Genomic DNA, 23101 nt, shown 5'->3' with positions numbered 1-23101 from the left:
GCACGCCTCTAACCCTCTCCAACATCCAAGGAAACGAACATGCGTTCGCTGATCATCGTATCGGCGGCGGCCCTTGTGCTGTCCGCTTGCACCGCCACTGGTTCGATCGACACTGCGATCAAGACCAGCCTTCCGAAGACCTGCGCTCTGCTCGAGACGGCGCACGCCGCGTTCATCGCGGCCTCGGTCTCGGGCAACATCAAGGCTTCGACCATCGCCAAGGAAAAGGCCGCCTACGACGGCGTTCGCGTCAGCTGCGCCGATCCGGGAAGCGTCACGGCTGCCAACGCGCTCGTCGTCGCTGCGACCGCATACGCGACCATATCTCTCGCACTGAAGGAAGCACAATAATGGGTAGCATCTCGAAAGCTCTTGGCGTTCATGCCCGAGGGCACGCCCTGGTACGGCTATCTGGCGCTCTACGCGCTCACGATCGGCCTGCCGGGGTCCTGACCTATCTGGCCCGAAGAACCAGCAGAAAGCATCATCTTGGCCGTCTCTCATCCTCGGGAGCCGGCTCGACCAAGCTACCGACGCCTCCGGCAACAGCGCCAATCAGCCCGACAAGTTCCGTTCCCAGTTCGGGCATACCCATGCCGGCGCCGAAGCCAGTGAGATAACCCACAATTGCGCCGGATAGTAGGCCGAGGCAGCACGCCCACGTTGGCTTGAACGGCAACTCTCCCTCCCCACGGATGCCCTTCTCGTAGTGACCGTACCGCAACCACTGCTCGATTTCACTTACTCCAAATTGAGTAGGGAAGCCTGCACGGGGGCTTTATAACTGGTTCCCGCAGGGGCGACGTTTATGAACCGTCCGATCGACAGAGATAGGCGACGATCTCCAGCTTCAGCGGATCACGGTCGCCGTACTTCTCCCTGATCCGCTCAAGCTCCTCGATCGCGGCATGTTGCTCGTCTATATCCCCGAGCACGTAGCTTTCATGCCCGACTGCGCAGATGTTGCACCCGGCCTCGATCACGTCGACGACGAATGCGGGGATCTCGCTGGCGTTCATTTGGCGGCGGTCATTCTCCGTCATGTCAGGTCCTCCGTTGACGTTATGACGAGACCTGCCATGGCCGACAGGAGCAAGAATACTCCCCGGAAATTTTGGGGGCTTGAAAAGAAATGGCCCCGTCGGGCGGCGACGAGGCCATCGGCACTGAGCAAGCTTCACTTCCGGAGGGATTGTGAAGGTGTCACCCTGATCGGGGAAAGGGTTCCACAAAGCCAGAAACGCAAACGGCGGTACTGAGTTCCGTCTCTGCAAAAAAATGGCCCCAAATTGCAGCCAACGGGCCACGAAAGAGCGTGTGCGTCATCTACTCGCACGCACTTAAACGAATGAAGCCCCGCAGGGGATGCGGGGCTTCATCGTGGAAGGTCGTCAAACCATAAAAAACGCAATGCGTACATTAATTCAGTGATCGCACGGCAATGAGAAGTACAACCATGGACTATTTCTGTTGCGCGATCACGGTTGTATCGTCGCAAAAATGGGGACCGATCGCAACCATGCGAAAGGGGTAGTCGCGTAGTCAATTTGGGGGGCGCGAACTGCTTTGCTGGCGCTGCGGGGGATTTCATCTTTCGGGCAGCCATCACCGAATAATGCAGGTGCCCGGCCAATCCCGGCAAGAGCGACCCGCACAGCTCGCCAGAGCTAATCCAGTAGCCACAATGCAGGCGATGACGGCGATCTTTCGGGCCATTGGTTCGTTCCAGCTATGGCGTTAACGCGAGGGCGATAAGCCAAGCGGCCAAGGCGATCAGAAGCCAAATCCGAGCGCCCTTGTACCTTTGTCGTCTTGCCCCTTCCCAATCGTAAGACATCAGTGCCTCCCTCTCGGTGGCGCACAATGCACGATTGCACATATGACGAAAAGTCCATTTTCCTCATATACACAGCGCTGCTTGTCTGTTGTCCCTACCACTGGCTAGGACGCAGTCAATGCCGCGTCCCTTCGATCTCCAGTTCTATGTATCGGCCGATGGACCAGAGATAGGCGACGATCTGCAGCTTCAGGTGATCGCGCTCGCCGAATTTGTCGCCGATCCGGTCAAGATCCTCAAGCGCTGCATCCTGCTCCTCGATATCACCAAGTACGTACTTGTCATGCCCTATGGCGGTGATATCGCAACCGGCCGCAATAATCTCAGACACGAAATCCGGTATTTCGCTCGGCTTCATCTTTCGCGGCTTGCTTTGGGCCATATTAATCCTCCTTTGATCGAGCAGGAAGGGTAGGGATTCGGGAGATCCGCTAGGCTATTGCGCTGAAGCGAGAGCGACCAGTCATGCTGCTAAGGCAATCAAAGCCCGAGCCGCGCGTGCCTGTACCGTCGACGCCTGGCACGTTCCCAATCGTAGGACATGAGGTTCCCCCTCTCGGCCGCGCACAATGCCAGATTGTGGGTGGGTGGGAAAGGCGCTTCCTCAGAGGAGCAAAGCGGTCCCCGCCAAAAAGTATGGCCTCGCCGGGGAGAGCGAGGCCATGGGGCACTTTCGTGAGTTTCAGATCCGGGCGGATCGTGAAGGCGTCATCCTGATCGGGGGACTCAGGGCTGCCACAGCCGAGAAACGCCGACGGCGTTATTGAGTTCCTGCCTTCGCAAAAAAAAATGGCCCCAAAGTGCGGGGCCGAATTGTGTGCTGTGCCAAGAAGCCCGAGCAGGCGAAAGGGATCACTCGGGCTCGTTCTAAGGCTATCACGTGCGGCGACAAATTCCGAGCCCTTTGGAGAATCCTACAAATTGCGCGTCGGGCGAAAGCCTGATCTGATGCGGGCATGACCACGAAGCTTTCAGACTTGAGGCTGAGAAACCCAAAGCTCCTCGGCGAGCTCAAACGACGGGGGTTTGAGACCGTCGATGACATGAAGCACGTTCCCACGACGGACGCGTTGCGGATGAAGGGAATGGGCGCAAAATCGTGGCAGAAAATCTGTGATGCATTGGGCAGAGACCCTGCAAAGACGTGAGGCCTGAAGCCATTACCGGGCCACCTCCTTCGAAATCAGTTCATTGAACTTCTCGATATTCGCCCGCGGCTATAAAGACTTTGAGCATTCTCTTCACCTGCGTGGAAAAGCTCCTCTACCGCTGCGTCCTGGCGGTGGTATCGCCAATCCGGGCGCTAACTGGGTGGCGATGGCATGTTCGGGAGCGTGTCTAGCCCTGGCTTTTGGGCACGCCGGTTTTGCGCAAGCCCGCCCGACCTCTAGCCTCTCTCGTCGCTGCAACTTGGGTGTCGCTGGGTGATCTGTCCTCAGTTGCTAAGGGAATGCGGGCGGTACCGAACCAGATAGCGCACTCTAGAAGGGAAGTTTCATCCTTGTTCCCAAGCCGGTATTCATCAGCGATGAAGCTTGCTAGGCGGACGGCTCGCTTGCTGAGATGTGGAATGCGAGTTTTGGCACAGGCCGTTTCGAAGACTTTTCGTATCAAGGCAAGATCTCGGGGACCAAGATGTTGAATTGCGAGTTTGGGCGGTATGTGCACTGACACCTCCTATGAATGAAGGGGTGCGCGTCGAACCGGACTTGGAGGAAGCTCAAAAGGTGAACGTGCGATTGCGCCACCTTCTTCTCCCACCGATTGATGGCTTCCGTTTTCGTTTGGGCTGCAATTTGATTTTGTCCGCCTGGCGCGCCGCTCTTCCCAAGAAAGGCGGTCAGTTGCGCCTTTGTCAGTTCGCCCCGCTGAATGGCGGCCGTCAGGAATCGCGCCAGAGCAAGCTTTTCTGCGCGTTCATCTCTTTCTTTGGCTTCGAGATAACCAGCGGCTTTTAGTATTTCAACCAAAAGGCTGATGTCTTCGGCGTCTATATCTAGATCTGGATCCTTGGAAGACATGCGGCCTCCTTCGCGTGGGGCGGCAGGCGGCCCGCGCTAGTTCTAACGCGCTATACTATGCGCCCAATGGTTCAGAGATTCTACGGGTGTGCTCGGAAAGGCGACTCTAAGAAACGGCCTCGTCGTGGGGGGCGACGAGGCCGGCTACACGACTTCACTAATGGTGAAGCCGTCAGGCGCCTTCAGTCTCCGAAGGGCGGGGATCTAAATGCGCATTAGCTTATATAGGAGGCGTAGAATTCGCTTCCAAGGGCAGGCCAGAAAAAGAATGGCCCCGAAGGCGATTAAGGGGCCATGAGAGTGTCGTCCTTCTGCCGGGCCGGCAGGATGGAACTCGCCAGCCCACCTATTCAATCTCTGAGGTTGAATAGGTGGGCTGGCTTGATTTTCTCCTCGTAGCCGTCGCATCGTAACCCATGGCCGAGCCCTACCAGCCCCGTTACATAGGACATGCTATCCCTCTATTCGATTGATGAGCATCCAGACCGCCATAGCAATCAACATTAGGTTTTCAGTGAGTGAGATAAGGCCCAACGGGACATTGCTGTCGCCGCCGACGCAAGCACATTTCAGCTTACGGCGGTCAATGTATACGGCCTTGAAAATGGAAATGGCGCCAATGGTGCCGACTACGAACGCAACCGGAATTGCAAGCCACAACCATACGCCAGCGATCATCAGGATACCTGCAAGGGCTTCGCCGAAGGGGTAGAGGTAGGCATGAAGCGTTTTCTTATTGGCGCATTTGCCGTCGTCACGGCCATCGGCCTTGCCGGCACTGCGCTTGCGCAGGAATTCACGTTCCGCTTCCAGTCTTCGGACCCGGCGGGCAACCCGAACTTCGAATATCAGAAAGGTTGGACCGACCTCGTCGCCGAGCGCTCCGGCGGCAAGGTGAAGATCGAGCTTCTGCCGGTCGGTTCGGTCGTGGAATATAACGAAACGCTTGATGCGGTTGCAGGCGGCATTCTCGATGGTCAGATCTGCGATTCGTCCTGTTGGGCCGGCAAGGATCCGGCTTTCGGCCTGATCTCCAATCCGGTCGGCGCCTGGTCCGATCCGGCGCAGATGATCGACTTCGTGGAGAACGGCGGTGGCAAGCAGATCATGCAGGAATTGCTGGGCTCCTACGGCCTGCATTTTATCGGCGTTTCCACTCCGGGGCTGGAAGCGTTCGTCTCGCGTGTGCCGCTTGATGGTGTCGATGATCTCAAGGGGCTGAAGATGCGCGCCCCGGAAGGTCCGATTGCCAACGTGTTTGCAGCCGCTGGCGCTGCCCCGGTCAATCTGCCGTCCTCCGAAGTCTATACGTCGATCGACAAGGGCGTCGTCGATGCGGCCGATTATTCCGTATCCTCGGTCAATCAGGCGCAGGGCCTCAATGGCGTTGCGAAACATCCGGTGTATCCAGGCTCCCACTCGCTGCCACTCGTCGAGGTCTCCATGAACATGGCGAAATGGGAACCGCTGCCGGATGACCTCAAGAAAATCCTTGAGGAAACTGTCAAGGAATTCCAGCAAACCCAGATCAACGGTCTCAAGGCCGCCGACCAGAAGGCGGTGGAGGCGGCCAAGGCCGAAGGCTCGATTACGATCCACGATTGGTCGGCCGAGGAGCGTGCCAAGTTTCGCAAGCTTGGGGTCGCCGAATGGGAGAATATCGCGAAGCGTTCGCCAATGGCCCAGAAGGTGTTCGACACGCTGACGGCCTACCTGAAGGAAAAGGGCTTGCTCTGACCCGACCATGCGGCGGCCCGCTCCGGGCCGTCGTTTTCTCGTGCCGAGGGAGAGGGGCATGACAAGAGACACGTTTTCAGAGGACGCCGGGGCCGCCATGGGCGCCGAGGTCGTCGGGGCCGTTCCCGAAGCCGGCATGCTCGGCCGTCTCATCGACAAAGCTGGCTATGTTTTTGCCGTCGGCATCGTGCTCGCAGCGCTCATACTGCTTGTGGAAGTATTCCTGCGATACGTGTTGAACAGCCCGACGATCTGGGCACATGAGACGACGGTCTTCCTTTGCGGCGTCGCTTTCATCTTCGGCGGCCTCTATTGCACCGCCCGCAACACCCATATCCGCGTCGTTCTGCTCTATGATCATTTCTCTCCCCGCGCGCGCCGGATCGCCGACATCGTCATCTCCCTTGTTAGCGCCCTTGCCAGCGGCTTCTTCGCCTTTGCCGCCTATCACATGGTCGAACGGGCCGTGGTCACTCCTTCCGGCGAGGTCCGCCTGGAGACGACCGGTAGTGCCTGGAGCCCGCCGACGCCGGCCCTGATCAAGATCTTTATCCTTCTGGTTATGATCCTGCTCGTCGTTCAGTTTCTGATTCTTGCCGTCAACTACGCCAAGCGAGCTTCAAAGGACTGAACGATGACCGATCTGTTTGATTTCAGCATCAATCTGCAGGCGCTCGGCATCGGTTGGGGCACCCTGCTTATGTTCGTGATGATGGTAGGGCTGCTACTCTCCGGCATGCCGCTCGCCTTTGTCACACTTCTCGTAGCACTTATCTTCGCGCTCGGTTGGTTCGGGCCCATGTCGATCCCGCTCATTACGAGCCGCGTTTATTCCTTTGTGATGAAATTCGTATTCGTTTCGGTGCCGATGTTCGTCCTTATGGCCGCGATACTCGACCGCTCCGGCATCGCACGCGACCTCTTCGATGCCATGAAGCTTTTTGCCGGCCGAATACGCGGCGGCGTTGCGGTTTTCAAACCGTCTTTGTGTCGGTGATCCTCGCTGCCATGAGCGGTATCATCGGCGGCGAGATCGTTCTTCTCGGCCTTATCGCGCTGCCGCAGATGCTGCGTCTCGGATATGATCGCAACCTGGCGATCGGCGTCGTCTGCGCGGGTGGTTCGCTCGGCACGATGATCCCGCCTTCCATCGTCCTGATCATCTATGGCCTGACGGCGAACGTTTCTATCGGTGATTTGTTCACGGCAGCCTTCTTGCCTGGCTTCATGCTGGCGATGTTCTATGTAGCCTATATTCTCGTGTGCGCCTACTTTACGCCCGGCGTTGTGCCGCCGGTAGATATGACGCCGATCCCAACAGAAGAGAAACTCCGGCTCCTTAAGGGTCTTGCCCTGCCGGTGCTTGTCGTCTTCGTTGTTCTCGGCTCGATATACGGCGGCATCGCGTCCGTAACTGAAGCCTCCGCAATCGGAGTCGGTGGGGTCATCCTTTCGACCATTCTGCGGGGGGAGTTCTCATATAGACTGCTGCGCGATGCGGCGATGCAGACGCTATCGACTGTGGGCATGATCGTCTGGATCGGCATAGGTGCCACGGCCATCGTGGGCGTCTACAACTTGATGGGCGGCGTGAATTTCGTTTCTGGCATGATCACCGGCATTTCCGATAATCCGACTGTGATCGTGCTGGTGATGATGTTGATCCTGTTCGTGCGGGGCGCCTTTCTGGATTGGGTCGGGATAGCCCTTCTCACGATGCCGGTCTTCGTACCGATCATCAAGTCGCTCGGCATGGACCCGGTCTGGTTCGGCGTTCTCTTCTGCATGAACATGCAGGTGTCGTTCCTGTCGCCGCCCTTTGGGCCGGCCGCCTTCTACCTGAAGTCAGTGGCCCCTCCGGGCATTACGCTGGGGATCATCTTCCGGGCTCTTGTTCCGTTCATCATGTCACAGATCCTCGCCGTCTCCATGTTGATCGCGTTCCCGGGCATTACCGGACGATAACTAACCCATGTTTCCTTCAATCGTAGTCGATTGACGGTGTCGTTTGGCTGTTATCCGTCAGGACCATACAACTGGCCGGTACGTAGACCTCGCTCCCGAGGAACTGCGGCATTAAAGCCTTAGCCAGGCTCGTTGGGGAGGAGAGCTGGGCGTGACCGTGGTTCCGCCAAGACGAAGAACATCGAGCGGCTCTCTGTTCGTCGAACATAGCCTCGGTGCGGAATAAGATCCGAGGGTCTCAGTTATCACAGCGGCTCTGGTTGCCAATGCCTCCAGGTCCAATGTTAATCCTGGAGAATCTAGTCCAAGTGCAACATTGCCGTGTGAACGGTAGGGCATCACGCGCAGTCTCGCAAATGCGCTATGAAGACCTCGGCGGTGTGCGGTAACCCAGGCACTTGCGTGGCAGCGCGTTCAGATGGTGGACGAGCGCGACGAGCTATTGCTGGGTGACGGCGGTGAGTTCGGTATCGCTGGGCGTGAAGCGGCGGCTGCGCTTGTTGGCGTTTTTCCACCGCACCTTTCCGCCACGGCGCACTGGGGTCGCAGAACCAGCTCCGCGCGCCGATGCCATCTTCCAAAGCCCTAAAGCGGCGAACTCCGTGCCGCGATCAAAGGTGAAACTCTGCCGGGCAAAGGCTGGCAAAGGTGAGAACGTTTCGATGATCTTGTCCATGATCGGTCTCGAGCGCCGGCTCGGATTCTTGATCATCACGGTGTAGAGGCTTTTGCGCTCGACCAACGAGATCAGGTTGGCGTTGCCGAAATCACGTTCGAAGATCAACAAGTCGCCCTCCCAATGCCCGAACTGCGAACGATCACCAATGAAATCAGGGCGTTGCGATATCCTGCAGGCAGCCGGAAAAGTGCCGTCACGGGGTTTCCTCGAGCTGCGGGGGGCGGCGTTTGCTGCGGCCTTCCGCCAGATGCTGATGGAGTTCCAGCGCCTGATCTTCCTTGCCATAGATGAAGCGATAGATCGTCTCGCTGCAGACCCGCACGGCGCTGACGCCATCGGCGAGCAGACGACCGGCAATCTGTTCCGGTGACCAAGGTGTCTTCAGCTGCTCGATCACCAGCTCGCGCAATTGCGGGTGCCGCACAAGCTTCCCAGGCGCTGCCGCCGCTCTTTGTGGATGTCGTACGCCAACGAAAGCCCCTTCAGAAAAGGTTCCTGCTTAGCCGAAATTTCTTACCCCCACCTTTTTCCCACTCCCCTTGCATGGCCTGTGGCTTCCCTCATGCCGCAATCTGACATGCCACCCACTTCTGGTTTCGAGTTTCAATCAGTCGCCACGTAGATTTCAAATCGTCACTCCTTGACTTTCAATTGGTCATCGCCGTAGTTTCAAACAGTCATCAAAGGAAGGAAGCTGTGGCGCTGTATCCAAGGCTCGTTGAGCAACGCGTTGCCGACGCCCTGTCAGACACGCGAGTCGTACTGATCGTAGGTCCCAGACAATCAGGAAAAACGACGTTGGCTAAGAAGATGGCCACCGAGGGGATGGAGTATTACACGCTGGATAATGCAACCATCCTGGACGCAGCGCGACAGGATCCAGTTGGCTTTGTAAGAGGTATGGATCGCGCCATCATCGATGAAATTCAGCGCGCGCCCGAACTGCTGTTGGCCATCAAGGAAAGCGTGGATACCGACCAGCGCCCAGGGCGGTTCCTTCTGACCGGTTCAGCCAATCTCATGACGTTGCCACGCGTGGCAGACTCGCTCGCAGGGCGAATGGAGGTTGTTCGATTGCTGCCGCTTGCGCAAAGCGAGATCAGAACCGCCGGCAGCAGCTTCCTGCGCGACGCCTTCCAAAACGAAGCCAAGGCCGGAGAGCCATTCTTCGGAGACGACCTCATGGCTGCGGTTCTGGCCGGTGGATATCCCGAGGCGCTGGCCCGCAAAACCTTGAACCGCAGACAGGACTGGTATGCGGATTATATCCAGGCGATCGTTCAACGCGACGTTCGCGATGTCGCGCAAATCGAGCAGATTGCTCAAATGCCGCGCCTCCTACGCATCCTGGCAGAGCATTCGGGACAGCTCGTCAACTATTCTGGAATTGGCGCGGCCATTGGGATGAACCACATTACAACGCAAAAATATGTCGGCATCTTCGAGAGCCTGTTCCTCGCTCGAACCGTACAACCCTGGTTTTCGAACAAACTAAAACGCCTCACGAAAACACCGAAAATACATTTCCTCGATTCTGGTCTTCTCGCATCCCTTCGTGACCTCTCTCTCGACCGTCTCCACGACGACAGGGGTCGGTTCGGGGCATTGCTGGAGACTTTCGTTTTTGCCGAGATCCTTAAACTCGCCAGCGGCGGGCAAACCCGCTTTCAGTTTTCGCATTTTCGAGACAAGCAGCAGAACAAAGTCGATATCGTCATCGAAGATACAAGGGGGCGGATCGTCGGTATCGAAATAAAGGCGGCAGCATCCGTCTCGAATTCCGATTTTTCCGGATTGCGAATTTTGGCCGAAGCATCCGGAGAACGGTTTGTTTCGGGCATGGTCTTGTATGACCACCACAAAGTGGTCCCTTTCGGAGAACGTTTGTCCGCTGTGCCAATATCCGCGTTGTGGCGGTAGCGCGTGAGAATTTCGCTCAGTATTCAGACCCGAGCATTTTTGAGACTTCCAAGGTCTCGATAACCAATAGGCCTCAGGTTCGATTCCCTTCAAGGCGAGGGAATCGTCTCGCAGACGCTGAGAAACGTGCCAAGCAGCAAATCGGTCAACCTCCTATGACGGAAGTTGCCTTATCCAATCGTCGAATCCAGCGTGTGGGGCCTGTACCGCCAGACCCGTATTCGGTCGTCCGTCTGATTTCACCGATTGCCTAAGCTCCCGTGCGCTTTGCCTGTACTGCTGTTTGAAGGCGCGGGCGAAATGATCGCCTCTCAAAAATCCGAAGTCGGCCGCAATGTCGGAGATGCGGCGCATATCCCTGGGATTGGCCAAAATAGACCTAATCCGCTCGAGCCGACGGGTCTGGATGTAATGGACAACGCCACCTTCCGTTTCGAACAAGCGATAAAGCGTCCGGCGGGATACGGCGACAATGTTGCAGATCGCATCGATGTTCAGCGTGCTGGCGTCGAGGCGAGCCTCGATATAACGTTTCGCGTGACGCAGTAGCACGAGCTCGAGGCCGGGGCGCGCAGCCCTCCTGAGCGCTTCCAGGAAAGCGGCTGGGCGAAGCCCGGGTTTGCCGCCTTCGTCTCCTCGATCATCGAAAGCGGCTACGATCCAGCGAAGATGGGCGGTGTGCGCGCGCGGCTGCGCGAGCTAAGACTTGAACCCTATGATTGCCTCAACCCGGTCCTGATGGATGTGATCGCCACATGGGCAGCCAAGAAGAGCGGCGCGCTCCCCAATTGATCGAAGAGACGCTCTTCAAACTCGATCCGTGTTCGGCTCGTTTGGAGCGCGCCAGCTTCCGTAGCATTGTGTGCTCGGCGAAGTTCGCCGAGCACTTCTAAAGCTTGCCGCGTTTATGGACGACGCGGCCGGTGTAGATTGTGTTCCGAGGCGCTGACGGTGCGGGGTGCCAAGAGAGGTCATCAGGCGCAGGATGTCGTCACAGTGCCCACGAAAAAGATCGGCGTCGATGCGGTCACCCGTCACGTTCTGAAGGATGCCATACTGCTTTGCGGGACCGCAGCCATAGAGACATCGCCCATCCCGGTCGACTAGGAAACGACTGACAAGCTCAGGGGTCATTGCCGAAAAAATTGGAACCAATCCGGCCACCCGAAGGTTTGATTTGTGGGTGTCAACACTTCACCCGCTTTCAGAAGCAGCGGGAATCCGATCGGCGCCTTTAGATCCGTCCTTCACGCACTTTCAGCAGTGACCGTTTTGGTCTCGGCGGCGGTCTTTACCCAGCCGGCGAACGCTGAGGACAAGGATCGTTGCCGCGTTGCTTCGGGCGACGACACGAACCAGAAGAATCTCTCAGAAAAACTGGACGATTGCGATGGGGTGTTGAAGCCCCCTCGCGTCGGCGACACTGAAATCAAAACACCGGCGCCTGATGTCGGGAAAACGCGGGTGATCCGCCCCGGCGAATTGCAATAGAGCGTCGCCGATGGCGGGTAAGCCTGGCTCAAAATGCTAAGAGTTCTGTGGCCGCTATATCCGACTAAAGTCGGCTTACGGCGGGCGGCGTGAAACGGCGTTGAGCACCGGGATCCAGCCACAGGCTCTCCAGCGGAGCCGTCGGCGGGTGCAAATCGGACCACACATCCGCCGCCGGCGACGCGGCAATTCCAGATGAAGCCTTCAGCATCCACACAGGAGCCGTCCGGCAGACCTCGCTCAAAACCAGCCGATGCCGGTTCTGAGCCAGCGTGAAATCGAGAGGGGGCCTTGGCGGATTTCGATCCGCCAAGTTTTCTGGCACTCAACAAAGCCGACGGAGGTTGACACGAAAAACATATCCGTTATTCTGGATATATGGATAGCAATACAGCAATCGCGGCGCTTGCCGCACTCGCCCAGTCTACCAGGCTCGAGACGTTTCGACTTCTCGTCCGTCACGAACCCGATGGCATCCCTGCCGGCGAACTCGCCCGGCTTCTCGATGTGCCGCAAAACACCATGTCGGCGCACCTTGCGACGCTCTCGCGTGCGGGCCTGGTTTCAAGCGAGCGGCAGGGCCGTTCGATCATCTATCGGGCGGACCTTCAGGGGCTGCGCGACCTGACCCTCTTCCTGCTGAAAGACTGCTGCGGCGGCTCGGCGGAACTCTGCGCGCCGCTCATCGCAGAACTCACACCCTGCTGTGCTCCCGAGGTGAAGCTGTCATGAGCGACATCAGGCTGGAGCCAGTCACGGGGAGCGATCCCGAACTGAAACTGGCGCTGTCGGCTTCCGGTCTTCCAACCGAAGACCTCGAAGACACTGGGCGCTCGTTTTTCAGGGCGGTTTCCTCAGATCGCGGCACGGTTGGCTATGCTGGCATCGAGGCGTGCGGCGACGACGTGCTTCTCAGGTCGATAGTCATCTTGCCCGAGCATCGTGGCAAGGCGCTTGGAAAATCGCTGACCAGGGAAACCCTGAAGACCGTCAATGTGAGCTCGGCAGTCTTCCTGGCGACAACCTCCGCCGCACCGTTCTTCGAAAGGCTTGGCTTTGTTGTGGTCGAGCGGGCCGATGTGCCGCCCGCCGTTCTCGCAACCCGTCAACTGTCAGGCATCTGCCCGGCATCGGCAACGATCATGAAACTCGACAGACCTCCGACCTAACCACGGAACACGACCATGACCGACAAGACTTACAACGTGCTCTTCTTGTGCACGGGCAATTCCGCTCGTTCTATTCTCGCCGAATCCATCCTCAACAAGGAAGGCGGCGGGCGCTTCCGGGCGTTTTCCGCTGGCAGCCAGCCCAAGGGCGAAGTCAATCCACATGCCCTGAAGGAACTGGACGTCCTCGGCTATCCGGCGACCGGCTTCTCGTCGAAGAGCTGGGACGTTTTCGCACAGCCAGGCGCGCCCGAAATGGACTTCATCTTTACCGTCTGTGACAGCGCGCACGGCGAGGCCTGCCCGGTATGGATCGGGCATCCGATGACGGCGCATTGGGGCGTCGAAGACCCGGCTGCGGTTGTCGGCTCCGAGGTCGAAATCCAGCGCGCCTTTGCACAGGCCGCTCGCTTCCTCAAGAACCGCATCATGGCCTTCATCAATCTGCCTCTGGCCTCCATCGACCGCCTGGCGCTCGAGCAGCACGTCCGTCAGATCGGTTCGCTCGAAGGCGCTTCCGTCAAGTCCGCAAAGGTCGAGTGAAATGTCTACGTTCGAACGCTACCTCACCATCTGGGTCTTCCTTTGTATCATCGTCGGCGTCGCCCTCGGTCATCTGATGCCCGGTGTTTTCCAGGTCATCGGTGCGGCAGAGGTCGCGAAAGTGAACTTGCCCGTCGCCATCCTGATCTGGCTGATGATCATCCCGATGCTCATCAAGATCGACTTCCGCTCGTTGGCGCAGGTCAGCACGTATTGGCGTGGCATCGGCGTGACCCTGTTCATCAACTGGGCCATCAAACCGTTCTCCATGGCGCTGCTCGGCTGGCTGTTCGTGGGCTGGCTGTTCCGTCCTTATCTGCCGGCCCACCAGATCGACTCCTATATCGCTGGCCTCATCATCCTCGCGGCCGCCCCCTGTACCGCGATGGTGTTCGTCTGGAGCAACCTGACGCGCGGCGCGCCGCTGTTCACGCTGTCTCAGGTGGCACTCAACGATGCGATCATGGTCGTCGCCTTCGCGCCGATCGTCGGACTGCTTCTCGGACTGTCGGCTATCACCGTACCGTGGGACACGCTCGTTCTGTCGGTCGTCCTTTATATCGTCGTCCCGGTCATCATCGCTCAGGTCCTGAGAGCGCGGCTGACCGCCGATGGCACGGCGAACGCGCTGGACGCCATGCTGACGAAACTGCAGCCGCTTTCGCTCCTCGCCCTGCTCGCGACGCTCGTTCTCCTCTTTGGCTTCCAGGGCGAGCAGATCATCGCACAGCCGACGATCATCGCGCTGCTGGCCGTGCCCATCCTGATCCAGGTCTACTTCAACTCAGGCCTGGCCTATCTCCTGAACCGGATGTCGGGCGAGCGCCATTGCGTCGCCGGGCCTTCAGCACTGATCGGAGCCAGCAACTTCTTCGAACTTGCGGTTGCCGCGGCCATCAGCCTGTTCGGCTTCCAGTCAGGTGCTGCGCTGGCAACCGTCGTCGGCGTGCTCATCGAAGTTCCCGTGATGCTCACGGTCGTCTGGGCCGTGAACCGCACCAAGGGCTGGTACGAGGCAGCTCCCGCTGTCTCAAGGAACACCATCACTGAAAGGACATGACAATGGACGCCACCATCTATCACAACCCCGCCTGCGGCACGTCCCGCAACACGCTGGAGATGATCCGCGCAGCCGGGATCGAACCTGATATCATCGAGTATCTCAAGTCACCGCCGTCGCGCGACGAGTTGGCAAGGATGATCTCCGATGCCGGATTGACCGTCCGACAGGCGATCCGCGAGAAGGGTACGCCTTACGCGGTACTGGGTCTCGACGACCCGAACCTGACGGACGACCAGCTTCTCGACGCGATGCTGAAGGACCCGATCCTCATCAATCGTCCGTTCGTCGTCACGTCACTCGGCACCAGGCTTGCGCGACCCTCCGAGGCCGTGCTCGACATCCTGCCGGATGCCTTCAAGGGTGCCTTCTTCAAGGAAGACGGCGAGCAGGTTCTCGATCAGGAGGGCAAGCGCGTTGTCTGAGACTTTTCCCGCCTTGCAGGAGCGGCATCTTCGCCAACCTGACATCGACGCGTTGCGTCCGGCGTTCTCGACGCACAAGCCGCGCATCCTGATCCTCTACGGCTCGCTCCGGGAGGTTTCCTACAGTCGGCTGCTCGCGCACGAAGCCAGACGCCTTCTCGAGCGGTTGGGGTGCGAGGTGCGGATGTTCGATCCGAGGGGGCTGCCGCTTCCCGACGAGGCGCCGGTCAGCCATCCGAAAGTGCAGGAGCTGCGCGACCTGTCGCAATGGTCGGAAGGCCAGGTCTGGGTTAGCCCCGAGCGCCATGGCGCGATGACGGGCATCATGAAGGCCCAGATCGACTGGATTCCCCTGTCGCTGGGATCGATCCGGCCGACGCAAGGCAAGACGCTGGCGATCATGGAAGTCTCCGGCGGCAGCCAGTCCTTCAACGCCCTGAACCAGATGCGCGTGCTCGGCCGCTGGATGCGGATGATCACGATCCCCAACCAGTCGTCGGTCGCCAAGGCCTACCAGGAGTTCGACGCCGACGGCCGCATGAAGCCGTCGTCCTACTACGACCGCGTCGTGGATGTCTGCGAGGAACTGGTGAAGTTTACGCTGCTGACACGGGACGCCTCGGCCCACCTTACAGACCGCTACAGCGAGCGGAAGGAGCACGCGGCCGAGTTGGAGAAGCGGGTGTCACTGAGATCGATTTAGTCAAAGGCCATCGGCAATGTTCCGATAGCGGCCATCTTGCAATCGCAATGGCCGCTGTTTGGCCAAAGCGAACCAACGCCTTGTCCGCTTATGGCGGCCCATTGCTGCCTTTCGAAAGACTGAACTAGCGCTCATGACGCAAAACTATGCACGAGGCGATATTTCAAATAGGCTATTCAGCAATGGATGACGGGCGTCATCTGAAAGCATTCGTTGCCGAGGCACAAAGTGTGACCATACAGCTTCGATCAACCCTCACCTGTCCCAATTGCGGCCAGCGGGCTACGGAAACGATGCCCACCGACGCCTGTCAGTTTTTCTATGATTGCAATGGATGCGGTATGATGCTCCGGCCAAAATCCGGGGACTGCTGTGTGTTCTGTTCCTTTGGCGACGTGCCTTGCCCGCCAATCCAGGAGGCCAAACATAACAACGGAGCCGCAAGTTGTTGCGTCGGTTCCTAACGTGGGATGAGAGGCAAGGCTGACATCCGTATTCTACTGTGCCGGCGCATTCCGGGCGATAGACAAGCGCCCACGCTGCTCCCTCACGGACGCCGAGGAGTTCCACGATGAGCGAAGACGCCTTCAACATGTCGATCCGCAAGTTCCTGAAAGAAGTCGGTGTCACCTCGCAGCGTAAGATCGAAGAGGCGGTGCGCGGGGGGCAGTTCGGCGGCGAGAAGCTGAAGGTGCGCATGACGCTGACGGCGGAGGGCACTGGTCTCAACCACGTGGTGAACGGTGAGATCGAACTTCCATAGGTCCGGCGAAGCATGGATCGAAACGCCCAGGCCGATACCCATCAATGAGACCAAGATCGGTCAGGCATCGCGCCCGCACTGAGCCGGAAGCTTCTATCTCCCCACCGAGCCAGGCCTAGAGCCCGAGCACCACTGCGCCAAGGTCGTTCTCGACGAGCATGACGTTCGTCGGACGGACTTCACGTGCGCGACATGAGCAGAACAACTGGCATCCGCACGCCGACGCTGCAATAATTGAGCTTCATCGAGGGAGGCAATGATGCGGAAGAGTGCGCCGGATTTCAGCCTTGAGGGCAAGGTGACTTTGGTGACGGGCGCGAGCCGTGGCATTGGACGTGCCTGCGCACTTGCCTGTGCTGCAGCAGGCTCAGATATTGTCTTGGGGGTCCGCGATGTCGCAAGGTCAGCGGGCCTGATCGCCGAAATCGAGGGCGCGGGACGAAAGGTTCTCCCGGTTGAACTGGACATTCCCAAGAAGGCCCATATCGCACAAGCCGTAGACGCGGCGGTTTCTGCATTCGGTCGGATCGACGTCCTCGTCAACAATGTCGGCGTCGCCCCGGGCAATCTCGCGGAACTCGTTGAGGAAAAGGACCTTGACGAGATACTCGATGTCAACATCAAGGGCACCTTCCTGATGACACAGGCAGTGGGCCGTCACATGATCGCGCGAAATGGTGGCCGGATCATCAGCATTAGCTCACAGGCCGGTACGGTCGCACTGCGCGGCGAGGCAATCTATTGCATGAGCAAGGCGGCAATTAATCACCTCACGCGCTGCCTTGCAGCCGAATGGGCACGCTATAATGTCACCGTAAACACCGTATCGCCGACATTCATCCACACGGATGGTACAGCACCGTTTTTATCTGATGCCGAAAATCGCAAAGCGACGGTCGATCACATTCCACTCGGCCGGATCGGGGAAACCGATGATGTGGTGGGTGCCGTAGTCTTCCTTGCATCGCCGGCTGCGAGCCTGATCACCGGCGCGAACCTGCTGGTGGACGGCGGATGGTCCGTCGCCTGAGGCCACGGGGCCGAACTCGAAAAGCGCGTCAAATTGATCTGGGGAAGAAATCCTGTCAGCCGTGCCGCCAGACCTTCACGGCTGACAGCAACAAGATCACGGCGAGTGCGGGAAGGAGGATCGAATTCGGGACAATGCCGAGGAGTAGACCGCCGACAAACGTCCCCACCACCGATCCCGCGGCCATGATGAGGACGAACACCCTGTTGTGACCCAGAACCGAAAAGCTCTGGTCGCGGCTGTAGCGGGTAAAGCCTACCAGCATTGTGGGAATGCTCACCGCCAGTGAGAGGCTACCGGCGAGCTTGATGTCCGCGCCGAAGAGCAGAACCAACGTCGGAATGAGCAACTCGCCCCCGGCGACGCCCAATAGCGACGCAACGATGCCGATCACGAAGCCGGCGGATATACCGGCGACAATCTGCCAGTTTCCGGTCAGAAGCGGTTGACCCGCCGAGGTGCCGTGGCCAAGCACCAGCACGACGGCGATCGCGACAAGAAGAACGGATATCACCCTGTAGAGGGTCTCAGATTTCAACCGTGTGGCCCGTCCTGCGCCGAACCAGGCACCGATCAGGCTTCCTGCAAGAAGGTTCAGTACGATCGGCCAATTCGATGCGATCTGACTGAAAGGGATCGTGCCGGCTCGAAACGGCAGGGCGGAAGACACGACGACAAGGCTCATTGCCTTGTTCAGGATCACCGCCTCGAGGGCCGCGAAATTGAATGCGCCGATGAGCAGCGGCAGACGGAATTCTGCCCCTCCAAGCCCTATCAACCCGCCGAGTGCGCCGATGATGGCGCCGCCGCCGAAAGCGGCCGGATGACTGCGTGAGGTCGTCGATTTGATCGGAGTGTTCACGGGGGCTTGGCTTTCATGGCGGTGATCCGCGGACTTTTATGTACGCTCTTCCATTATCGGGCAACGCGGTCGCGACGCACCGATGAGGCGACAGCGACGAACGCCAGGATCCCAAGCGTACCCAGCGCGGCGATCACGAAAAGCGAGAGGGTTGTCCCGAAGTGGTTCATAGCGGCCGCGAACGCAAACGGGGCGGCCGCGCCAGTCGCCAATCTTGCCGCAGCCATCTTGCCCGTGATCGCGCCGTAGCCAGCGGACCCGAAGAGATAGAGGGGCAAGCTCCCCTGAGCGATGCTGTTGATCCCTGACCCAAGGCCAAGACAGATGGCGAAAGCCACCGCACCTGGCAGCCAATCACCTGACACCCCGAGTATTCCCGCGCCAGTGACCATGAGAGCGGCAGAGACAATCGCAAGCGCGGGCGGCGACAGGCTCTTTCCGAAGACCATGTTGATCAGGCGGCTCATGACCTGGGCCGGACCAAACAGGGAACCGATCACGACCGCCGCACTGCCAAGTCCGATCGCGCCGAGCATCGGCACCATGTGGGCAAGGATCGCGGCGAGGGTGAAGCCCGAAAGAGAGAAGGCAAAGGAGACCAGCAGCATGCCACGGCGACGCGCATGGGGTTCGAGAGCGCCGACAACGACCTCGCGGGTTCTTGTCTCGTCCGTTTTGGAACTCAGCCTTCCGGCACGCATGATCCAGTAGTGCAGGGGCATGCAGACGATAAGGTTCAGGACGGCGAACACCAGATAGATTTCCCGCCAGGTCAGATATCCGGTCAGTGCCGCGGCGATCGGCCAGAAGATGGTGGAGGCAAAGCCGCCGATGAGTGTCAGATAGGTGATGCTGCGGGACGCCGTGCGAGGTTCGCTTTCGACCAGTGTTGCGAAGGCCGCCTGATACTGGACCATCCCGGAGGACACTTCGAGGAGGACAATTGCAAGGGCGAAGAGCGACACAGACGGCGACCATGCACAAAGCACCAGCGTTAACGCCGCAAGGGCCGACCCCAGCGTCATCACCGTTGCCGCACCGATCTTGTCCATGTGCCTGCCGATGAACGGAGCAGACAGGCCGCCGATGAACAGCGAGACCGAGAAGACGGCGAAGACCCGCTCCAGGCTGATGCCAAGGTCTTTGGCCATTCCGGGTGCGAGGATGCTGAAGGAATAGTAGAGAGTGCCGTAGCCGATGATCTGCGTGACACCGAGAGCGGAGACGATGCCCGCCGGAACCTTGATCGTATGCAATGACGTGTTCCTTGACGGGCTATGCTTCGCTTGAACAGCAACTGGCGGATCGCTCGACGGACCCGCGGATGCCGGGATGCCCCGCGCAGCAGTCTTCCATCAGGAAAGTCACCAGATCGGCCAGCGTGTCGTAACTTGCGTTATAGACGATCGAGCGCGACTCCCGGCGTTGGGAGATGAGGCCTGATCGTTCGAGTTCCTTGAGGTGGAACGAGACGTTTGATGGAGAGACGCCCATGCGTTCGGCAATCGCGCCGGCGGCCAGACCTTCCGGGCCGGCGATGACCAGGGTCCTCACGATGGAAAGTCGGGTTTCCTGTGAAAGCGCGGCGAAGGAGGAGAGGGCTTGACGATCATCCATATTTCAATAATCCTTGAATCATTGAAATTGAGGATAGCCACAAATGAGCGCGATCGACAATAGCCAATCCGACAAAACCGATATCTCGCTTGGGGAGTTGCTCGGCAGAGCCGCAGAGACACCGGACCTGCCCTTGGTCTTCCTGTATGACGGAAAGCCCGTGAAGCCCGGCTATCACGTGACCGAGGTCAAGGCTGGCCAGTTCTCCGCGCTTGATTGCGGGGCAAATCCGGAAGCCTGGTCGGAGATTTTCGTGCAGCTGTGGGACATCGAGGAGGGCGAGCGGACCCATATGACGGCCGGGAAGTTCTCGGCCATCGTCCGCAAGGTTTCCGAACGCGTCCGTCTCGACGGCTCCGCAAAGCTGACCTTCGAAGTGAGCGATGGCGTCCGGCCGATGCAGTTGTTCTGCGCGAATGCTCCTGTCGCGGAAGACGGCACTCTCCAGGTCGCGTTGACGCCACGGCCTGCGAGCTGCAAGCCTCGGGACCGCTGGTTGGCCGAGAAAGCCGCTACGGAAGCCTCGTGCTGTAGTTCATCCGCTTCCAAATGCTGTAGCTGAGGTGGGAACCATCCCCATACGAGATGCCGTCGCCGGCGAGGCGCTCTCAGGGGCGCCCGCCGGAAGCTGAGTTCTGCCGCCGCATTCGCCGGCTGTGAACAGCCCACCGCCCGAACATTGCCGCAGCATCACCGCGAGCGTGCCCCTTCGCTGAAAACCGAGAGCTCAGGTCATGTGGCCGGTACTGTCGCGGTCGGTATCCTCTCAACAATTCGGGCCTTTTCCACGCCATCGCATTCGACCTCCCATCTCTTGACGTCTTGACTCAAAAATAACTAACTAGTTACATAATTGCGTGACGAATGTTCTTGCGAATTGGGAGGTTCGAGTGAAGATCTACGGGATGCAGCATGTGGGGTTCACTGTGCCGAACCTCGAAGAGGCTGTCCGCTTTTTCGAGGTCATCTTCGGAGCGGTGACGTGCCTTGAAACAGGCAAAGTGGAAGCTGACGACGCGTTCATGCTTCGGCGCCTCGGTGTTCCCTCGGGCAGACGGATAGAGAACATCAAGGTTCTAAGGGTCGGGAACGGCACGAACCTCGAGATATTCCAGTACTCCGGCGAGACCGGCGAGGAAGAGCCCCTGAAGCGCAACAGCCAGACCGGTGGCTTTCACTTAGCCTTCGAGGTTGACGACTGCGAACGCGCGGCAGAGCGGCTTCGTGCCGCCGGCGTCGATTTGCTTGAAGGGCCGACTCTTGTCGAAAGCGGCGCGATGGCCGGGCTTACCTGGCTCTATCTCAAAGCTCCCTGGGGGCAGTTTTTGGAGATCGTCAGCATGCCGGGACCGCTCGGATACGAAAGCGCTGGCGGTCCACGGCAGTGGTCGCCCGTCAGCGGCAGCTGACTCCCGGCCGTAGTCGCTGCATCTCAAGCGGCCAATCAAAATCAAAGACATGAGAACCCCTGGCCAAAAGCCGGAAAGGAAAGCCGTGCCTCAAGAAATCCTGATAAGCACAAAGCAGACATTTGTGCTCGGCAACTACGAAGACGGTGCGCTACTGCCCGGTCAGATCCGTGGGCGAACGCTCTGTACTCTGATCAGTCAGGGCACGGAGCTTGGCTGGGCCAACGGTGACGTGTTTCCCATCCGGCCGGGCTATGCGGCTGTCTTCGAGGTGACCGAGATCGGAGACGATGTCGATGGCGTCAGCGTCGGTGACCGGCGCTTTGCAATGGGGCAGCATCGTTCCACGCAGACCCACGATGCCCGACACACTCTGGCGTTGCCGGATGGATTGGCCCCGGATCGCGCCGTTCTCGCCCGCTTGATGGGGGTGTCGATGACGAGCCTGATGACGACGAAGGCGCGTCCGGGTGACCGCGTGGTCGTTTCGGGGGCGGGGCCGGTTGGCTTCCTGGCTGCGCACCTCTTTGCGATCGGCGGCTATCGCGTGACGGTGGTCGATCCGGATCCGGTCAGGCGCGCTCAGGCCGGTCGAAGCGGAATTGCGGATTGCCGAGCGTCTATAGGCGACGCATCGGACCTGACCGGAAAAGTCGCCCTCGTCGTCGATTGTTCAGGTCATGAGGGTGCCATCATCGATGCTTGCCGACTTGTCCGCAAGCTTGGTGAAGTCGTCATGGTTGGTGTTCCCTGGAGGCGGGCAACCGAATTTTCTGCGCACGAACTCATGCAGGCGGTCTTCTTCAACCTGGTGACGCTGCGCTCAGGCTGGGAATGGGAGGTTCCGATGCTCGGTCGCGACTTCGTTTGGGAAGAACTGCTCGAAGGGTACAACAATGCACCGCATAGCGTCTTCGGTGGCTTCTCGCGCGCGCTCGAATGGCTGTCTGAAGGTCTGATAGAGGTCGAAGGCCTGATCCGCCACGTGACGCCAGACGATCCCGCGTCACTCTATTCGGACATTGCGCGGCGCGCGATTGAGCAGCCCTTCATCGTTATCGATTGGGCCTAGCCCAAGCGCCGGGCCGATATGCCCGGCTATCGCTCGTGTATGTGCCTGGCGCGACGCGTTAGGCACATACCAGCCGCATGATGGTGTCGACGTTGAACTGCAGGCGTTCGTCAATCGCTTCCTTGGCCATGAGATCACGTTCGAAAATGATCGATCCGGTGAAACGGTTGGTCAGGTAGTAATAGCCGATCGCTGCAATGGTGATGTTGAGCTGCACAGGGTCGACGCCCGACCGAAACACGCCCTGTGCCGCGCCGCGTTCGAGAATGTCGCCGACCATGTTGACGAACTTGCGGCTGGCGGCCTTGATGACCTCGGACTTCTTCAAATGCTTCGCGCGGTGAAGGTTCTCGCTGTTGACCAGCGTGATGAACTCCGGGTTCTTCAGGTAATATTCCCAGGTGAACTGGACGAGTTTGGCAAGGGCCGCCTTCGGTTCCAGGTCGTCGAGCTTGAGTTTTTGTTCAGCCGTTCGGATGTCGATATAGGCATCTTCGAGAACGGTCTGGAACAGCCGCTCCTTGCTCTCGAAATAGTGGTATATCATCCGCTTGTTGGCGTTGGCCTTCTCGGCGATCACGTCGACCCGCGCGCCTCCCAAGCCATTCTTCGCAAACTCTTTCTTGGCCGCGTCCAGAATGCGCGCCTTCGTTGCCTCGGCGTCTCTGATGCGTGGCTTTCGGGCAGATTTTTCCGTGTCTTCGTTCGTGATGCTCAAAGCCCTTCCTCCGTCGCCCTCGCGCCTGCTGCGCTGAAAGTCATACACGCCGGAAAGCTGATCCGTCAAAGCGGTTCGTC

The 23101-nt window shown here is 59.0% G+C and carries 28 protein-coding genes and 5 pseudogenes; 20 read left to right on the top strand and 13 right to left on the bottom strand.

Features of this window, described 5'->3' with window-relative positions:
• Positions 1-39 precede the first annotated feature (39 nt).
• Positions 40-351 carry a hypothetical protein gene (locus tag ASE71_RS05025; protein ID WP_034801528.1) on the top strand — a complete coding sequence of 104 codons (312 nt, stop codon included), beginning with the start codon at positions 40-42 and terminating at the stop codon, positions 349-351.
• A 455-nt stretch (positions 352-806) separates the two neighbouring features.
• Here the strand turns inward: ASE71_RS05025 and ASE71_RS05015 are convergent, their stop codons facing one another.
• Together ASE71_RS05015 and ASE71_RS05010 are read right to left on the bottom strand one after the other, a co-directional pair.
• Positions 807-1043, bottom strand: a complete 237-nt coding sequence (locus ASE71_RS05015; protein ID WP_320410582.1) for a hypothetical protein — start codon at positions 1041-1043, stop codon at positions 807-809.
• A gap of 909 nt (positions 1044-1952) precedes the next feature.
• Positions 1953-2219 (bottom strand): hypothetical protein, encoded by a 267-nt coding sequence (locus ASE71_RS05010; RefSeq protein ID WP_034801529.1) that lies wholly within the window; start codon positions 2217-2219, stop codon positions 1953-1955.
• A 574-nt stretch (positions 2220-2793) separates the two neighbouring features.
• Between ASE71_RS05010 and ASE71_RS05000 the strand changes: the two genes are divergently transcribed.
• Positions 2794-2985: a helix-hairpin-helix domain-containing protein gene (locus ASE71_RS05000; RefSeq protein WP_034801532.1), complete on the top strand. Its 192-nt coding sequence runs from the start codon at positions 2794-2796 to the stop codon at positions 2983-2985.
• Between the two features lie 462 nt (positions 2986-3447).
• Here the strand turns inward: ASE71_RS05000 and ASE71_RS04995 are convergent, their stop codons facing one another.
• Together ASE71_RS04995 and ASE71_RS36190 are read right to left on the bottom strand one after the other, a co-directional pair.
• Positions 3448-3858 carry a hypothetical protein gene (locus ASE71_RS04995; protein ID WP_244496911.1) on the bottom strand — a complete coding sequence of 137 codons (411 nt, stop codon included), beginning with the start codon at positions 3856-3858 and terminating at the stop codon, positions 3448-3450.
• A 453-nt stretch (positions 3859-4311) separates the two neighbouring features.
• Positions 4312-4578, bottom strand: a pseudogene (locus tag ASE71_RS36190) (MauE/DoxX family redox-associated membrane protein); the annotation flags it as partial.
• Here ASE71_RS36190 and ASE71_RS04985 point away from each other — a divergent pair.
• The 3 genes and pseudogenes from ASE71_RS04985 (at position 4579) to ASE71_RS04975 (ending at position 7560) form a co-directional block, all read left to right on the top strand.
• On the top strand, positions 4579-5595 hold the full coding sequence (locus tag ASE71_RS04985) for a TRAP transporter substrate-binding protein (RefSeq protein WP_060520380.1): 1017 nt from the start codon (positions 4579-4581) through the stop codon (positions 5593-5595).
• A 58-nt stretch (positions 5596-5653) separates the two neighbouring features.
• On the top strand, positions 5654-6226 hold the full coding sequence (locus ASE71_RS04980) for a TRAP transporter small permease subunit (protein ID WP_082566442.1): 573 nt from the start codon (positions 5654-5656) through the stop codon (positions 6224-6226).
• A 3-nt stretch (positions 6227-6229) separates the two neighbouring features.
• Positions 6230-7560, top strand: a pseudogene (locus ASE71_RS04975) (TRAP transporter large permease).
• Positions 7561-7999: 439 nt separating this feature from the next.
• Here ASE71_RS04975 and ASE71_RS04970 read toward each other — a convergent pair.
• Positions 8000-8524 (bottom strand): IS30 family transposase, encoded by a 525-nt coding sequence (locus ASE71_RS04970; protein WP_162251870.1) that lies wholly within the window; start codon positions 8522-8524, stop codon positions 8000-8002.
• Positions 8433-8648 (bottom strand): hypothetical protein, encoded by a 216-nt coding sequence (locus ASE71_RS36185; RefSeq protein ID WP_162251871.1) that lies wholly within the window; start codon positions 8646-8648, stop codon positions 8433-8435. The genes ASE71_RS04970 and ASE71_RS36185 overlap by 92 nt, the downstream gene beginning before the upstream one ends.
• A 287-nt stretch (positions 8649-8935) precedes the next feature.
• On the opposite strand from ASE71_RS36185, the gene ASE71_RS04965 reads away from it, so the two are divergent.
• Complete coding sequence (locus tag ASE71_RS04965) at positions 8936-10159, top strand: ATP-binding protein (protein ID WP_060520382.1); 1224 nt, start codon at positions 8936-8938, stop codon at positions 10157-10159.
• A 153-nt stretch (positions 10160-10312) separates the two neighbouring features.
• Here the strand turns inward: ASE71_RS04965 and ASE71_RS04960 are convergent, their stop codons facing one another.
• The gene (locus ASE71_RS04960; protein WP_244496912.1) at positions 10313-10711 is read right to left on the bottom strand and encodes a helix-turn-helix domain-containing protein; all 399 of its coding nucleotides are present in this window, start codon (positions 10709-10711) and stop codon (positions 10313-10315) included.
• 27 nt (positions 10712-10738) lie between these two features.
• Between ASE71_RS04960 and ASE71_RS34835 the strand changes: the two are divergent.
• Positions 10739-10951, top strand: a pseudogene (locus tag ASE71_RS34835) (aldehyde-activating protein); the annotation flags it as partial.
• 146 nt (positions 10952-11097) lie between these two features.
• Here ASE71_RS34835 and ASE71_RS37580 read toward each other — a convergent pair.
• A pseudogene (locus tag ASE71_RS37580) lies at positions 11098-11260 on the bottom strand (Tn3 family transposase); the annotation flags it as partial.
• Positions 11261-11338: 78 nt separating this feature from the next.
• On the opposite strand from ASE71_RS37580, the gene ASE71_RS04955 reads away from it, so the two are divergent.
• The gene (locus tag ASE71_RS04955; RefSeq protein ID WP_244496913.1) at positions 11339-11650 is read left to right on the top strand and encodes a hypothetical protein; all 312 of its coding nucleotides are present in this window, start codon (positions 11339-11341) and stop codon (positions 11648-11650) included.
• 146 nt (positions 11651-11796) lie between these two features.
• On the opposite strand, the pseudogene ASE71_RS37575 reads toward ASE71_RS04955, so the two are convergent.
• Positions 11797-11979: pseudogene (locus ASE71_RS37575) on the bottom strand (SMP-30/gluconolactonase/LRE family protein); the annotation flags it as partial.
• Positions 11980-12028: 49 nt separating this feature from the next.
• Between ASE71_RS37575 and ASE71_RS04950 the strand changes: the two are divergent.
• The 9 genes from ASE71_RS04950 to ASE71_RS04915 all read left to right on the top strand — a co-directional run bounded on the left by ASE71_RS04950 (position 12029) and on the right by ASE71_RS04915 (position 17343).
• Positions 12029-12382, top strand: a complete 354-nt coding sequence (locus ASE71_RS04950) for an ArsR/SmtB family transcription factor (RefSeq protein ID WP_060520384.1) — start codon at positions 12029-12031, stop codon at positions 12380-12382.
• The gene (gene arsN2, locus ASE71_RS04945; RefSeq protein ID WP_060520385.1) at positions 12379-12819 is read left to right on the top strand and encodes an arsenic resistance N-acetyltransferase ArsN2; all 441 of its coding nucleotides are present in this window, start codon (positions 12379-12381) and stop codon (positions 12817-12819) included. The genes ASE71_RS04950 and arsN2 overlap by 4 nt, the downstream gene beginning before the upstream one ends.
• Before the next feature lie 15 nt (positions 12820-12834).
• Positions 12835-13362 carry an arsenate reductase ArsC gene (locus ASE71_RS04940; protein ID WP_060520386.1) on the top strand — a complete coding sequence of 176 codons (528 nt, stop codon included), beginning with the start codon at positions 12835-12837 and terminating at the stop codon, positions 13360-13362.
• A gap of 1 nt (position 13363) precedes the next feature.
• Positions 13364-14422 carry an ACR3 family arsenite efflux transporter gene (gene arsB, locus ASE71_RS04935; protein WP_060520387.1) on the top strand — a complete coding sequence of 353 codons (1059 nt, stop codon included), beginning with the start codon at positions 13364-13366 and terminating at the stop codon, positions 14420-14422.
• A gap of 2 nt (positions 14423-14424) precedes the next feature.
• Entirely contained in the window at positions 14425-14847 is a 423-nt protein-coding gene (arsC, locus tag ASE71_RS04930) for an arsenate reductase (glutaredoxin) (protein ID WP_060520388.1), read from the top strand.
• The gene (arsH, locus tag ASE71_RS04925) at positions 14822-15550 is read left to right on the top strand and encodes an arsenical resistance protein ArsH (RefSeq protein ID WP_060520408.1); all 729 of its coding nucleotides are present in this window, start codon (positions 14822-14824) and stop codon (positions 15548-15550) included. The genes arsC and arsH overlap by 26 nt, the downstream gene beginning before the upstream one ends.
• A 236-nt stretch (positions 15551-15786) precedes the next feature.
• On the top strand, positions 15787-16014 hold the full coding sequence (locus ASE71_RS36735; RefSeq protein WP_077961967.1) for a GDCCVxC domain-containing (seleno)protein: 228 nt from the start codon (positions 15787-15789) through the stop codon (positions 16012-16014).
• Positions 16015-16121: 107 nt separating this feature from the next.
• Positions 16122-16313, top strand: coding sequence for a DUF6494 family protein (locus ASE71_RS04920; protein ID WP_060520389.1), 192 nt, complete (start codon positions 16122-16124; stop codon positions 16311-16313).
• 259 nt (positions 16314-16572) lie between these two features.
• Positions 16573-17343 carry an SDR family NAD(P)-dependent oxidoreductase gene (locus tag ASE71_RS04915; RefSeq protein WP_060520409.1) on the top strand — a complete coding sequence of 257 codons (771 nt, stop codon included), beginning with the start codon at positions 16573-16575 and terminating at the stop codon, positions 17341-17343.
• Between the two features lie 55 nt (positions 17344-17398).
• Here ASE71_RS04915 and ASE71_RS04910 read toward each other — a convergent pair whose 3' ends face one another.
• From ASE71_RS04910 to ASE71_RS04900, 3 genes are read right to left on the bottom strand one after another with little or no spacing between them, the layout of a single operon-like run.
• Positions 17399-18205, bottom strand: a complete 807-nt coding sequence (locus tag ASE71_RS04910; RefSeq protein WP_060520390.1) for a sulfite exporter TauE/SafE family protein — start codon at positions 18203-18205, stop codon at positions 17399-17401.
• 53 nt (positions 18206-18258) lie between these two features.
• Entirely contained in the window at positions 18259-19461 is a 1203-nt protein-coding gene (gene arsK / locus ASE71_RS04905) for an arsenite efflux MFS transporter ArsK (protein WP_110818996.1), read from the bottom strand.
• 19 nt (positions 19462-19480) lie between these two features.
• Positions 19481-19822 carry an ArsR/SmtB family transcription factor gene (locus ASE71_RS04900; RefSeq protein WP_060520391.1) on the bottom strand — a complete coding sequence of 114 codons (342 nt, stop codon included), beginning with the start codon at positions 19820-19822 and terminating at the stop codon, positions 19481-19483.
• Positions 19823-19865: 43 nt separating this feature from the next.
• Between ASE71_RS04900 and ASE71_RS04895 the strand changes: the two genes are divergently transcribed.
• From ASE71_RS04895 to ASE71_RS04885, 3 genes are all read left to right on the top strand, one after another.
• Positions 19866-20384, top strand: a complete 519-nt coding sequence (locus ASE71_RS04895; RefSeq protein ID WP_060520392.1) for a DUF6428 family protein — start codon at positions 19866-19868, stop codon at positions 20382-20384.
• Positions 20385-20712: 328 nt separating this feature from the next.
• Positions 20713-21231, top strand: a complete 519-nt coding sequence (locus ASE71_RS04890) for a VOC family protein (RefSeq protein WP_034801555.1) — start codon at positions 20713-20715, stop codon at positions 21229-21231.
• Positions 21232-21316: 85 nt separating this feature from the next.
• Entirely contained in the window at positions 21317-22303 is a 987-nt protein-coding gene (locus ASE71_RS04885; RefSeq protein WP_060520393.1) for a zinc-dependent alcohol dehydrogenase, read from the top strand.
• Positions 22304-22361: 58 nt separating this feature from the next.
• Here ASE71_RS04885 and ASE71_RS04880 read toward each other — a convergent pair whose 3' ends face one another.
• Entirely contained in the window at positions 22362-23021 is a 660-nt protein-coding gene (locus tag ASE71_RS04880; RefSeq protein ID WP_089045975.1) for a TetR/AcrR family transcriptional regulator, read from the bottom strand.
• Positions 23022-23101 lie beyond the last annotated feature (80 nt).

Origin of the sequence: Ensifer sp. Root954 (assembly GCF_001429005.1) — a bacterium.
GTDB lineage: Bacteria > Pseudomonadota > Alphaproteobacteria > Rhizobiales > Rhizobiaceae > Ensifer > Ensifer adhaerens.
The sequence above is the reverse complement of the archived record's forward strand: the minus strand, read 5'-3'. Positions and strand labels throughout refer to the sequence as shown.

Excerpts from the sequence above, each read along its gene's own strand:
- ASE71_RS04940 (WP_060520386.1), top strand. The coding sequence starts at position 12,835 with ATGACCGACAAGACTTACAACGTGCTCTTCTTGTGCACGGGCAATTCC.
- ASE71_RS04985 (WP_060520380.1), top strand. The coding sequence starts at position 4,579 with ATGAAGCGTTTTCTTATTGGCGCATTTGCCGTCGTCACGGCCATCGGC.
- ASE71_RS04970 (WP_162251870.1), bottom strand. The coding sequence starts at position 8,524 with ATGGCAAGGAAGATCAGGCGCTGGAACTCCATCAGCATCTGGCGGAAG.
- arsN2 (WP_060520385.1), top strand. The coding sequence starts at position 12,379 with ATGAGCGACATCAGGCTGGAGCCAGTCACGGGGAGCGATCCCGAACTG.
- ASE71_RS05025 (WP_034801528.1), top strand. The coding sequence starts at position 40 with ATGCGTTCGCTGATCATCGTATCGGCGGCGGCCCTTGTGCTGTCCGCT.
- ASE71_RS05000 (WP_034801532.1), top strand. The coding sequence starts at position 2,794 with ATGACCACGAAGCTTTCAGACTTGAGGCTGAGAAACCCAAAGCTCCTC.
- ASE71_RS04920 (WP_060520389.1), top strand. The coding sequence starts at position 16,122 with ATGAGCGAAGACGCCTTCAACATGTCGATCCGCAAGTTCCTGAAAGAA.
- ASE71_RS04950 (WP_060520384.1), top strand. The coding sequence starts at position 12,029 with ATGGATAGCAATACAGCAATCGCGGCGCTTGCCGCACTCGCCCAGTCT.
- arsB (WP_060520387.1), top strand. The coding sequence starts at position 13,364 with ATGTCTACGTTCGAACGCTACCTCACCATCTGGGTCTTCCTTTGTATC.
- ASE71_RS05015 (WP_320410582.1), bottom strand. The coding sequence starts at position 1,043 with ATGACGGAGAATGACCGCCGCCAAATGAACGCCAGCGAGATCCCCGCA.
- ASE71_RS04900 (WP_060520391.1), bottom strand. The coding sequence starts at position 19,822 with ATGGATGATCGTCAAGCCCTCTCCTCCTTCGCCGCGCTTTCACAGGAA.
- arsC (WP_060520388.1), top strand. The coding sequence starts at position 14,425 with ATGGACGCCACCATCTATCACAACCCCGCCTGCGGCACGTCCCGCAAC.
- ASE71_RS04915 (WP_060520409.1), top strand. The coding sequence starts at position 16,573 with ATGCGGAAGAGTGCGCCGGATTTCAGCCTTGAGGGCAAGGTGACTTTG.
- ASE71_RS04980 (WP_082566442.1), top strand. The coding sequence starts at position 5,654 with ATGACAAGAGACACGTTTTCAGAGGACGCCGGGGCCGCCATGGGCGCC.
- ASE71_RS04995 (WP_244496911.1), bottom strand. The coding sequence starts at position 3,858 with ATGTCTTCCAAGGATCCAGATCTAGATATAGACGCCGAAGACATCAGC.
- ASE71_RS04895 (WP_060520392.1), top strand. The coding sequence starts at position 19,866 with ATGAGCGCGATCGACAATAGCCAATCCGACAAAACCGATATCTCGCTT.
- ASE71_RS05010 (WP_034801529.1), bottom strand. The coding sequence starts at position 2,219 with ATGGCCCAAAGCAAGCCGCGAAAGATGAAGCCGAGCGAAATACCGGAT.